We start from the raw sequence: 12,555 nt of genomic DNA on the forward strand, positions 1-12,555 counted from the left end.
TTAACCTCCCATTACTTGTTCCGCGGCCTTAATTGCGGCTTCTGCATTCGATGCGTCCTTGCCGCCGCCTTGGGCCATATCCGGTCGGCCACCACCGCCCTTGCCGCCCAATTCGACGACAGCAGCTTTGACCAGATCTACCGCCGAAACGGTCCCGGTCAGGTCTTCCGTTACACCGGCTGCAACCGCTGCCTTGCCTCCCGTATCTGCAATAAGAAGGACTGCACCCGACCCCAGGCGGGCCTTGTGTTCGTCGATCAGCGCGGGAAGATCCTTACCCGAAACTCCGCTGAGCGTTTGGGCCAGGAATTTTACACCGTTGACGTCACGCGCATCAGCCCCGCCGCCCTGTCCGGCGCCTCCGGCCATTGCCAGATCGCGACGCAGTTGAGCTACTTCGTTCTGCAAGGATTTGCGTTCGTCCAACAGTCCTTTCACACGGGCGACCACGTCATCTGGCTGCGCTTTCAGTTCCAGCGCCACCTGAGCAAGCCGGTGATCTTGGGCCGAGAGGTAACGGTTGGCCTCGTCCCCGGTCAGCGCTTCGATCCGGCGTACACCGGCACTGCTGGCGCTGTCGCCCAGTACCACAAAAGTGCCGATATCCCCTGTCTGGCGCACATGAGTACCGCCGCACAGTTCTATCGACCATGTTTCACCATCCTGTCCCTTGCCGGTCGGGGCCTTGCCCATCGAGACAACACGTACTTCGTCGCCGTATTTCTCTCCAAACAGCGCCTGCGCCCCCAGTTCGCGCGCGTCGTCGGGTGTCATGACCCGGGTTTCGACGGTTGAGTTCTGGCGAATGAAGCTGTTCACTTCGCGTTCGACCTTTTGGATTTCCTCAAGGCTCAGTGCTTTGGAATGGCTGAAGTCAAACCGCAAGCGATCCGCCGCATTCAGCGAGCCGCGCTGCGCCACATGATCCCCCAGCGCCTCCCGCAACGCTTCGTGCAGCAGGTGTGTGGCCGAATGGTTGGCCCGAATGGCGGATCGGCGGGCGTGATCGACCTCAAGCTCGACCGCGTCCCCTTTGGAGAGTGTGCCGTTTTCGACTGTAACCTTATGCGCATAGACTTTGCCATCGGCAAACTTTTTGGTGTCATCCACGCGGCTTAGGTCGTCGCGATCATCAACGCGGCGCAATTCTCCGGTGTCACCGATTTGACCACCGGCCTCGCCATAAAACGGGGTCTGGTTCACGACAACCCAGCCGCTGCCACCGGCCTTGATCGCATCGACGAGAGTGCCTTCCACGACCAACGCGGCAACCTGCGCTTCGGCCTTCTCGGTCTCGTAGCCCAAGAAATCTGTCGCACCTGCCGTATCTAAGACATCAAACCACACGGCCTGATCTGCAGCTTCGCCGGACCCGGCCCAAGCCGCCCGCGCCTTGGCTTTTTGCTCTGCCATCGCAGAATCAAACCCGTGGGTATCCACGGCGCGACCCTTCTCGCGCAGCGCATCCTGCGTCAAGTCCAACGGGAAGCCATAGGTGTCATAGAGTTTGAAGGCCGCAGCCCCTGGCAAAGGCGCGCCTTCGGCAAGCCCGGCTACCTCGTCATCCAACAGCTTCAAGCCGCGATCCAGTGTTTGCTTGAACTTAGTTTCTTCAAGCAACAAAGTCTCTTCAATCAGGGGCTGGGCCTGCGTCAGTTCCGCGTAATGCCCGCCCATCTGCTGCACCAGCGTTGGAACAAGGCGGTGCATCACCGGATCCTTGGCCCCCAATAGGTGCGCATGGCGCATGGCACGGCGCATGATCCGCCGCAGAACGTAACCGCGCCCATCATTGCTGGGCATGACGCCATCGGCAATCAGGAACGAGGTCGATCGCAGGTGGTCCGCAATGACGCGGTGATGCACGTTTTGATTCCCATAGGGATCCACGCCGGTCGCATCTGCAGACGCCTCGATCAGGGTTTTGAATAGATCAGTGTCATAGTTGTCATGGCTGCCCTGCAACAACGCACCGATCCGCTCCAGCCCCATGCCAGTGTCAATGGACTGCATGTCCAGTTCGACCATCGAACCATCTTCGAACTGCTCGTTCTGCATGAAGACGACGTTCCAGATTTCGATGAAACGATCACCATCTTCTTCGGCCGATCCCGGAGGGCCTCCCCAGATGTGATCGCCATGGTCATAGAAAATCTCGGTGCACGGTCCGCAGGGACCGGTCGGGCCCATCTGCCAAAAATTATCATTGGTGGCGATGCGGATGATGCGGTCCTCGGGAACACCGACCTTTTTCCAGATCTCAAACGCTTCGTCATCGGTGTGATAGACGGTGGTCAGCAGGCGGTTTTTGTCTATGCCGAATTCCTTGGTAATCAGGTTCCAAGCGAACGGGATTGCTTCATGCTTGAAATAGTCGCCAAAGGAAAAGTTACCCAGCATCTCGAAAAACGTGTGGTGACGCGCGGTATAGCCCACATTGTCGAGGTCGTTATGTTTGCCACCGGCCCGCACACATTTCTGGGCGGTTGTGGCACGTGTGTAGTCGCGGGTTTCCAAACCAGTGAACAGGTTCTTGAACTGGACCATGCCAGAATTCACGAACATCAGCGTTGGGTCGTTGCGTGGAACCAGCGGGCTGGATGCCACAACCTCATGCCCCTGTTTTTCAAAGTAATTCAGAAAGGTCGATCGGATATCGTTCAGGGTTGGCATTGGGCTCTCTCGGCGCACATAAATCTTGGTCTCCGCAGGTTTATCCCCCTGTCAGAAAAGTGTCCACAGCAGAGGTGTGCCAGAATGCGGCAAGGCGATCCTATGGACCGCCTTGTTACAGGAGTTTCCTATTCTGTTTGAAACGAAACCCACCGAATGATCTTGCTCCGTTCTGCGGCCTTTAAGCTTCCAGGATATCGTCATCCTCAGCAGCACCCGGAGGCATATCGAAATCCAACCCATGCGCGGCGCGGATCTTATCTTCGATCTCAAATGCGATCCGGTTGTTGTCGCGCAAGTATTGCTTGGCATTTTCACGCCCCTGCCCGATCCGTTCATCGCCATAGCTGAACCATGAGCCTGACTTTTCAACCACGCCTGCTTTGACACCGAGGTCCAGCAGCTCACCCATTTTTGAGATGCCTTCGCCGTACATGATGTCGAATTCGACCTGTTTGAACGGCGGCGCAACCTTGTTCTTGACGACTTTGACGCGGGTCTGGTTGCCGACAACCTCATCCCGATCCTTGATCGCACCGATGCGGCGGATATCCAGACGCACCGAGCTGTAGAATTTCAGCGCGTTACCACCGGTGGTGGTTTCCGGGCTGCCGAACATCACGCCGATTTTCATCCGGATCTGGTTGATGAAGATCACCATGCAGTTCGAACGACTGATCGAACCCGTCAGCTTACGCATCGCCTGGCTCATTAGACGGGCCTGAACGCCAACATTACTGTCGCCCATATCGCCTTCCAGCTCGGATTTCGGCGTCAGAGCGGCCACCGAGTCGACCACGACCATGTTGACCGCCCCCGAACGCACCAGCGTATCGGTGATTTCCAGTGCCTGTTCACCAGTGTCCGGCTGCGAGATCAGCAACTCATCCAAATCGACGCCCAGTTTGCGAGCATATTGCGGGTCCAATGCGTGCTCTGCATCAACAAAGGCGCACACACCTCCACGTTTTTGTTGTTCGGCAATACAGTGCAGCGTCAGAGTCGTTTTGCCCGAGCTTTCCGGGCCATAAATTTCAACAATCCGCCCCATTGGCAGACCACCGATTCCCAGCGCGATATCCAGTCCCAGAGAGCCGGTCGAGCTTGCTTCGATATCCTGCTTGGCACCTTCGCCCAGCTTCATGATCGAACCCTTACCGAATTGCCGTTCGATCTGGGCCAGTGCGCTGTCGAGCGCCTTTTGCTTGTCTGCGTTTTTCTTGTCGCTCATTGTCAGAAGATCCGCCATTGTCCTGTCGCCTTCCCTTTTGTCACACCCTTGATCGGGCGGCAATCGCTGCTTTGTTCGCCTCTTGTTCCTTATGGGACCAAAAAGAGAACATTTCAACTAAAACTTACAGAACTCACTCTTCTGCAATTGTGTTAAAGAGTCGTTTACGACAATCTGCTCAGAGGATCAGATTGAAGCGGAACGCGATATATGCTTGTTTTTTATGAAGAACGTCTGGCTTTTCTTGCCGTTCCAAAAACCGGCAGCACGGCGTATCACAGTGCATTGCGTGACCGAGCGGATTTTGTTGTGACACATCCTCCTGAGTTGAAACATGCGCCGGTGCGCCGATTTGATCGTTTTTTTCAGAACATCTTCCTGAAAATGTACGATACAGAAATGGAAATAATGGCTGTCGTCCGTGAACCCATCGATTGGCTGGGCAGCTGGTATCGGTTTCGCAACCGCGATGACCTGATTGGACACCCTCATTCCACACATGATGTTAGTTTCGACGCTTTCGTCCAAGCTTATATGCAAGACAAGCGTCCCGAGTTCGCCGATGTTGGCAGCCAAAGCCAGTTCTTCCGCACCCGCAGCAACGGTCGTGGTGCTACGCATATCTTCAAATACGAAAACCAAACCCGGATTCTGGAATTCCTGCAGACACGGCTAAACATGGAAATCGACTTGCCGCTTGAAAACGTGTCGCCTGCCGCAAACCTGAACTTGTCAAAAGATACGGAAAGCCGATTCCGCAACAGGTTCGCCGCCGAATTTGCGATCCACGATGCGGCGTTGTAATCAGTTCAATTGTTGAAAAACGGCCTCGGTCAGTTGATTAAGTGAGAACGGTTTGGGCAGGAATGTCGAATTAGCGATACCCGGTCCAGATTCGCCGAACGCGCCCTCGGTATAGCCCGAGACAAACACGACCCGCGCGTCCGGGCGTGTTTCGTGCGCTTTGCGCACCCAGGTTGGCCCGTCCATACCCGGCATAACCACGTCGGTTACAAAGACATCCACATTCAAAGTGGTATCCTCAAGCAACCTGAGCGCCTCTTCCGCCGAGTCCGCCTCAAGCACCGTATACCCTTTCAAACGCAATGCGCGCGTTGCAAAGGCGCGTACCGGCGCTTCGTCTTCGACCAAAAGCACAACCCCTTCGCCTTGCCGCGTGCGTTGTGGGTCGGGTTGGTCAGAAGTTTTTTCTTCGACCTCGTCAGCGGCGGTGCAAATCGGCAAAATGACCGTGAACTCTGTACCACGCCCCATCACACTGTCGACAAAGATAAAACCTCCGGTTTGTTTCACAATGCCATAAACGGTCGAAAGCCCTAACCCAGTGCCTTCACCCGTGCGTTTCGTTGTATAGAAAGACTCAAACACTTTTTGCAGCTTGTCAGCCGGTATACCTGACCCGCTGTCCACCACCTTTACCGTTACATATTCTTCGGGATGCACCGTTGCACGATCTCGGCTGAGAGGGTGTGACAGACGCATGACCTCAGTCTCAATGCGAATCTCGCCACCTTCAGGCATCGCGTCTCGGGCATTGACCACAAGGTTCATCAAAACCTGTTCCAATTGCCGCTTGTCAGCGCGCACCGGTTTGAGAACTGGATCGTGGCTGAGCGTCAACTGAACCTTTTCGCCCACCAATCTGTTCAAAAGGTGAATGAGGTCCGAAATCGTGTCGCGCAGATCAAGAACTTCGGGCCTTAGCGTTTGTTTCCGGGAAAACGCCAAGAGCTGGCTGACCAATGCTGCTGCGCGGTTGGCGTTCTGATTGATCTGCACCAGATCTCCATAGTCTGGGTCATTTTGATCATGCCGCAGCAGCAACAAGTCGCAATGACCCGAGATTGCCGTCAACAGGTTGTTGAAATCATGCGCGACGCCGCCGGCCAACTGTCCCACGGCTTGCATTTTCTGGCCCTGGACAAACTGCGCCTCCAGTGTTTTCAGCTCGGTGGCATCATTCAAGACGGCGATCAGACCCGCCTTGCCCTCTATGGCAGCTTTGCTCAAAGTGACTTGCACAAAGACCTCTTTGTCATCCCGGATCAACTGCAGGAACTCTGATCGCGGCACGTCTTCGTCCGAAGCCGTTTGCGCCAGCCAATCGCGAAGTGGTATGCGCAGCCCCCGCATAATTTCATTGATGCAGGTTCCCTTGAGGCTGTCTTTCCCCAAGAGCTTTGCAGCCAGCCTGTTAGTGTCAAGAATTGTGCCATCCGAAGACAAGTTAAGGATTGGCACTGGCAGATCCTCAATCGACGCGCCTGCCCCGGGAGGTGAAGACAGTTGTATAGGGATCAATCCCAATCGCCGATGCGACCCGGATGAGGACAATTCGGCAACGGCAACCGAATCCACACCATTTCGAGTTCGAACCTGGTTGATCGCCCCCACACTTGGCGCCCCACCACAAAACAGGTCCTGAAAATCGCCAAGATCAGCCCCAAACATCTTTTCGGCGACAGAATTGAACTGCAGGATTTCACCTTTGCGTCCAACGGAGAGAACCGGGATGGTTAACTCTCGGCAGCTTTTGTCGTCGCATTCCTGAAAGCGCCAGCAGTATACCTCGGGTCTCAATCGGAAAACTGTTACAGCCATCATGTTGGCATTGCTGGGAAATTCCTCGTATGCACGGCCGCTCAAATGTGCCTGAGATTGCAGCCTGAACAAAACTGCTTGCGGGTTCGAAAATGTCGACCGCAGGCACAAGGTCAGTGGTTTTTCGGCTTCGGCACCAAACCGCCTTTGTGCGTGCGTATTGGCAAGCAGAATATCACCATACCCGTTAGCAACTAGAACCGGAGCATCTTCTAGTTCCGAAAATAAGCGCATAATGGAAATGCTACGCAGTTCGAATCTGAGCTCCACCTGTTTTTTGGCTACGAAACAAAGCAGAACACCTAGCAGAGAGAGACCCGCCACTTTCAGGCCTGCGCCCCAGTTGGGCGGCACCAAATCTGTGAAAGGTGCTATCGTGATTAATAAAGCCAACACCAGCAACGATCCTACGCGCATCGCTGAGGGTTGATGGGCAGCAGTAGGGTCGCGTAACAAAGCGGCAGTATCAGGCATTAAAAAGGCTCAAGGGCAAAGGTATCGGCAGTAACAGCACAAATGGTTAACGCGCGCTTAACAAAACGCGAAAAGCGAACTTCTACCTAAGGTTGTTATTTGCCGAAAGGTCAGCGCGTCAAGTGCGCGGTGAAAAAACCATCAGACCCGTGTGTGACCTGCCATGATTTGCGGAACGTTTCTGTCCATTCGGGGTTTTGCTGCAAAAAGTCATCGACTACAGCCCCGTTTTCGTCAGCCAGGACCGAGCAAGTAGCGTAAGCCAAAACGCCGCCTGATCGGATCAAGGGGGAAATGCTTTCCAGAATACCTGCCTGAACAAGCGTGAGGTCATGCAAGCGTTCTTCGGTCAACGACCACTTTCCAGCAGGTGCACGCCGCCATGATCCGCTGCCGGAACAGGGTGCATCAGCCAGCACGATGCCATAGGGCTCGTGTTCAGCAATATCTTTTGAAGTCAATATCTTGACGTTGGCTCCCGCGCGTTCTGCTCGCGCGGGAAGGTCACGCATGCGCCCCGCATTTACATCGTGGGCGAAGACCTCTACCCCCTCATGCGCGGCCATAGCCAGCGCTTTGCCGCCGCCCCCGGCGCAATAGTCAAGAACACGCATGCCTGGCTGAAGATCCAGCGCTGCAACAACCCCCTGACTGGCCGCATCCTGCAACTCCACCAACCCATCTTGATAGGCGCGGCATTGCGCGATCTTACGCGCGCCATCAGTCACTTCCAAAGCTGTTGTGCAAAACGCATGCGGCTGGACCGTAACGCCATCCGCCCGGAGTGCGGCAATCGCAGACGCCGGATCAGCTTTCAGCAGGTTCACCCGCAGGTGTACCTGCGCGCGAGACTGCAAGGCCTCGGCCGACGCCTGTGTGTCAGGCCCTAACGAGGCGGAAAATCGAGGCCAAAGCCATTCGGGAATATCAAGCCGTTCGGCGTCGGACCGGAAGGCGCGTGGCGACTCTGTGGGTAGCACCGGCTCAGGCGCGTGACGGTCGCCGGTGAACACTTCGGAAACATCACCACCCTGTGCCCGGATCGCTCCGATCATCAAACCGCGTCCGGTGTCGGCGCCACCAAGTGCTGCAAAGGACCGCTGACATCGCAGGGCGTCAAAAACGTGATCCCGTACTGCCGCGCGATCCTTTGAGCCCGCAAAACGGCTGCGACGGGCCCATCCGGTCAACGCTTTTTCAACCGGAGCACCGTCCAGAATCTCGTTGAGGATTTCAATCGCGGCCTGAACACGAGCTGCCGGGGTCATGTCGACTTCCTTAAGGTGTTGGTGAACGCAAAACGGCGCCCGTATCTGGGCGCCGCATGCAACAGGTCCACAGATTACATCACCCGATAGTTCGGGCTTTCGCGGGTGATCTGAACGTCATGCACATGGCTTTCCTTCAGACCTGCACCGGTGATTTTGACAAAGTTGCAGTTTTTGCGCATCTCTTCAACGGTCGCACACCCCGTGTACCCCATCGCTGCGCGCAAACCGCCCACAAGTTGATGAATCACAGCGCTGGCCGACCCTTTGTAGGGCACCTGCCCTTCGATGCCTTCCGGTACCAGTTTGTCGTTGGCTGCGTCCTTCTGAAAGTAACGATCAGCCGATCCACGTGCCATGGCACCCAGACTGCCCATCCCACGATAGGATTTGAACGAACGACCCTGATACAGAATCACTTCGCCCGGGCTTTCATCGGTGCCTGCAATCATCGAGCCGACCATGGCGCAGGAGGCCCCCGCCGCAATTGCCTTGGCAAAATCGCCCGAGAATTTGATGCCCCCATCTGCAATGACCGGAACGTCACCCGCTGCGGCGGCGCAATCTCCGATAGCAGTCAACTGAGGCACGCCAACACCCGCCACCATGCGCGTCGTACAGATCGACCCAGGGCCGATACCTACCTTGATGGCATCAGCACCCGCATCGATCAACGCTTTGGTCGCCTCGCCCGTGGCGACGTTTCCTGCAATGATTTGAACCTCATTCGACAGGGTTTTCGCGCGTTTGACGGCGTCCAGAACACCCTGAGAATGACCATGCGCCGTATCGACCACAATGATGTCGACGCCGGAATCAACCAGCTGTTCGGACCGCTCAAATCCTGCATCACCCACCGAAGTTGCAGCAGCCACTCGCAAACGACCAAGCCGATCTTTGCAAGCGGTGGGGTTCAGGACGGCCTGTTCTGTGTCCTTCAGCGTCAGAAGGCCAGTTAGTTTCCCCTGGCCGTCAACCACAAGCAGCTTTTCGATGCGTCGTGCCCGCATAAGGCTTTTGGCTTCTTCCAGATCAGCGGGTTCTTGCAGCATGGCCAAATTGTCAGCCGTCATCATCGCCTTGATCGGAGTATCGTCCGATGTTGCAAAGCGCATGTCACGGTTGGTCACGATACCCACGACACGACCTTCCGCATCCACAACAGGGAAGCCGGTGAAGTTATAGCGTTCCACCAAGGCCTGTGCATCCGCCAGCGTCTGATCCGCGCGCAATGTCACCGGGTTATAAACAATGCCCGATTCAAACCGTTTGACACGCCGCACTTCACGGGCCTGCTCTTCGACCGAAAGGTTCTTGTGGATGACCCCGATGCCACCTGCCTGTGCCATGGCGATGGCCATGCGGGCTTCGGTCACAGTATCCATAGCTGAGCTTAGCAGCGGGATGTTCATTGTGATTTCACGCGTCACCCGCGTGGTGGTATCCGCCGTTGCCGGCAGCACAGAAGATGCGCCCGGAACCAGGAGAACGTCGTCAAAGGTGAGTGCCTCACGAATCTGCATCTGAAAACCCCATGCAAAAGCCCGTTTGACGGCGACCCTATCGCATGGATTTAACCAAAGGGAAAGCCCCCCAGCGCAACTCTGAGCCATCGCTGTGCAGAAAACGCCGCTAGCTGAGCAAATCGTGCCGCTGATAGCCCTTTCCCTTTGCGCTCAACATCATATCTTGCGCCCCATACGCGCGAATATGAAAAGGTATGTCACTGATGACCACCGATCCTCTTGTAGTCTTTACGCCTTCTGGCAAACGCGGACACTTCCCCGTCGGGACCCCGATTCTCACTGCGGCCCGCCAGTTGGGTGTGGATCTGGATTCGGTCTGTGGCGGGCGTGGGATCTGCTCTAAATGCCAGATCACACCCAGCTATGGCGAATTTCCCAAGCATGGTGTCACCGTATCCGAAAACGCGCTGAGCGAGTGGAACGCGGTTGAACAGCGCTATGACGATAAACGTGGTCTGAAACCGGGTCGTCGTCTGGGGTGTCAGGCGTCGGTGCAAGGCGATGTGGTGATCGACGTCCCGCCCGAAAGCCAGGTGCATCGTCAAGTTGTACGCAAGGCTGCGGCGGCGCGTGCTATCACCATGGATCCCGCGACACGCTTGTATTTCGTGGTCGTCGAAGAACCCGACATGCACTCGCCCACCGGGGATCTTGAGCGTTTGGAACGTACCCTGCGCGAACAATGGAAGATCGAAGCTGTCACAGCCGATCTATCGCTATTGTCCAAGCTTCAGCCCGTTCTGCGCAAAGGCAAATGGGAGGTCACAGTGGCCGTTCACAAGGGCCACAACGACAGCGTTGCCCGAATTGTCGAAATCTGGCCGGGCCTGCATGAAGGCGGGCTCTATGGCTTGGCGATCGACCTCGGCTCGACCACCATTGCGGCCCACCTGACCGACCTGGAAACCGGCGAGGTCAAGGCGTCCTCGGGTCTGATGAACCCGCAGATCCGGTTTGGCGAAGACCTGATGAGCCGCGTTTCATATTCGATGATGAATCCTGGTGGCGATCAGGAAATGACCAAGGCCGTACGCGAAGCGATCAACGATCTGACGACCTCAATTGCCCAAGAGGCCGAGATCGACGCATCCCTGATCGTGGAAACCGTATTTGTTTGTAACCCGGTCATGCACCACTTGCTGTTGGGGCTGGATCCGGTTGAGCTTGGGCAAGCACCTTTTGCGCTGGCAACTTCGGAGAGCATGTCCCTGCCCGCGCGTGACATGGATCTGACGACCATGAATCCACGCGCGCAGGTTTATATCCTTCCTTGTATTGCAGGCCATGTGGGCGCGGATTGCGCCGCCGTGGCGCTGTCAGAAGAACCAGGCAAATCCGAAGATCTGGTATTGATTGTGGACGTCGGCACCAACGCGGAAATCCTGTTGGGCAACACCAGCCGCGTTCTGGCCTGTTCGTCGCCCACCGGACCTGCATTCGAAGGCGCTCAGATCAGCTCGGGCCAGCGCGCAGCCCCCGGCGCAATTGAGCGGATTGAGATCGACCCAGTCACAAAAGAACCCCGCTTTCGCGTGATCGGATCCGAGAAATGGTCGGATGAGGACGGGTTTGACCTTGATATCGCAACCACAGGAATCACCGGCATCTGTGGTTCCGGCATCATCGAAGCCGTTGCCGAAATGCGCATTGCAGGCTTGCTGGACGAAAGCGGGTTGATTGGCTCGGCCGAGCAGACTGGCACAGCACGCTGTGTCCCCGAAGGCCGAACCCATGCCTATCTGATCCACGATGCCAGCGCCGAAGGTGGCCCGCGTATCACCGTCACCCAAGGCGACATCCGCGCGATCCAGCTGGCAAAATCGGCTCTTTATGCCGGTGCACGCCTGCTGATGGATGAAATGGATGTCGACCGTGTGGACCGTGTGGTTTTGGCCGGCGCGTTTGGGGCGCATATCTCAACCAAACACGCAATGGTACTAGGCATGATACCGGATGCGCCGCTTGAGAAAGTCTCAAGCGCGGGCAACGCCGCAGGAACCGGCGCACGTATTGCACTGTGCAATATCGCAGCGCGGACTGAGATTGAACGCGTCGTACGCAAGATCACGAAAATTGAAACCGCCATTGAACCCAAGTTCCAGGATCATTTTGTCGCGGCCAACGCGATTCCACACAAAACTGATCCATTCCCGGAACTGGCGCAGGTTGTCAGGCTGCCCAACCCAAGCTTCAACACCGGCGGTGCCGACGCCGAAGCCGGTGGTGGTCGTCGCCGTCGGCGTCGCGGGTAATCATGCATTGGAGCGACCGGCTTACGTTAGCCGGTCGTTCCTTGCAGAACTTCCAAGTTCAATGGCCGTCAATGCCAGAAATCAAGTCAAACCGCGGTGCACATGCACGGCGCACGGCGCGTGACGAACAACGCGTGAAGCTGTCGATCCTAGGAAATAGTCGCTCAACCCCGGTTGGTGAGAACCAATGACGATACAATCGACACCCTGGCTTGTGGCATAATCAATGATCGTTCGGGCCGTATGGCCTTTGACGATTTCGGACTTCACCCCTTCAAGGCCCTCGACTTTTTCAAGCAATTTCAGTCGCGCTCGTTCAAAACCTTCTGCGACAAGGGATTTGTCCAGATAGGCACTGACAGACCCCTGCGGCATTTCATAAACGTGCAACGCGATTATGTCGGACCCGTTTTCCGACAATGCACGTGCAACTTCCAGCGTGTGCTGCGATATGCCGTGATCCAATGCCATAGGGACAAGAACTTTTTTATACATCGAGGCCTCCAAAT

At 56.2% G+C, this 12,555-nt stretch carries 8 protein-coding genes; 2 read left to right on the plus strand and 6 right to left on the minus strand.

Annotated features, from left to right (window positions below):
• On the minus strand, positions 1-2,673 hold the full coding sequence (alaS, locus tag GOV85_RS00930; protein WP_171174086.1) for an alanine--tRNA ligase: 2,673 nt from the start codon (positions 2,671-2,673) through the stop codon (positions 1-3).
• Between the two features lie 181 nt (positions 2,674-2,854).
• Positions 2,855-3,922 (minus strand): recombinase RecA, encoded by a 1,068-nt coding sequence (recA, locus tag GOV85_RS00935; protein ID WP_171174088.1) that lies wholly within the window; start codon positions 3,920-3,922, stop codon positions 2,855-2,857.
• A 192-nt stretch (positions 3,923-4,114) separates the two neighbouring features.
• Here recA and GOV85_RS00940 point away from each other — a divergent pair, with 192 nt between their 5' ends.
• On the plus strand, positions 4,115-4,708 hold the full coding sequence (locus GOV85_RS00940) for a sulfotransferase family 2 domain-containing protein (RefSeq protein WP_171174090.1): 594 nt from the start codon (positions 4,115-4,117) through the stop codon (positions 4,706-4,708).
• On the opposite strand, the gene GOV85_RS00945 is transcribed toward GOV85_RS00940, so the two are convergent.
• From GOV85_RS00945 to guaB, 3 genes are all read right to left on the minus strand, one after another.
• Complete coding sequence (locus GOV85_RS00945) at positions 4,709-7,000, minus strand: ATP-binding protein (protein WP_171174092.1); 2,292 nt, start codon at positions 6,998-7,000, stop codon at positions 4,709-4,711.
• Positions 7,001-7,110: 110 nt separating this feature from the next.
• Positions 7,111-8,268, minus strand: a complete 1,158-nt coding sequence (locus GOV85_RS00950) for an RsmB/NOP family class I SAM-dependent RNA methyltransferase (protein WP_171174094.1) — start codon at positions 8,266-8,268, stop codon at positions 7,111-7,113.
• A 74-nt stretch (positions 8,269-8,342) separates the two neighbouring features.
• The gene (gene guaB / locus GOV85_RS00955; protein WP_171174097.1) at positions 8,343-9,791 is read right to left on the minus strand and encodes an IMP dehydrogenase; all 1,449 of its coding nucleotides are present in this window, start codon (positions 9,789-9,791) and stop codon (positions 8,343-8,345) included.
• Positions 9,792-9,997: 206 nt separating this feature from the next.
• On the opposite strand from guaB, the gene GOV85_RS00960 reads away from it, so the two are divergent.
• Complete coding sequence (locus GOV85_RS00960; protein ID WP_171174099.1) at positions 9,998-12,046, plus strand: ASKHA domain-containing protein; 2,049 nt, start codon at positions 9,998-10,000, stop codon at positions 12,044-12,046.
• An 81-nt stretch (positions 12,047-12,127) separates the two neighbouring features.
• Here the strand turns inward: GOV85_RS00960 and GOV85_RS00965 are convergent, their stop codons facing one another.
• Positions 12,128-12,541, minus strand: a complete 414-nt coding sequence (locus GOV85_RS00965) for a universal stress protein (protein WP_171174101.1) — start codon at positions 12,539-12,541, stop codon at positions 12,128-12,130.
• Positions 12,542-12,555: the final 14 nt, after the last annotated feature.

This window comes from Ruegeria sp. HKCCA4633 (genome assembly GCF_013034605.1).
Classification (GTDB): Bacteria; Pseudomonadota; Alphaproteobacteria; order Rhodobacterales; family Rhodobacteraceae; genus Ruegeria.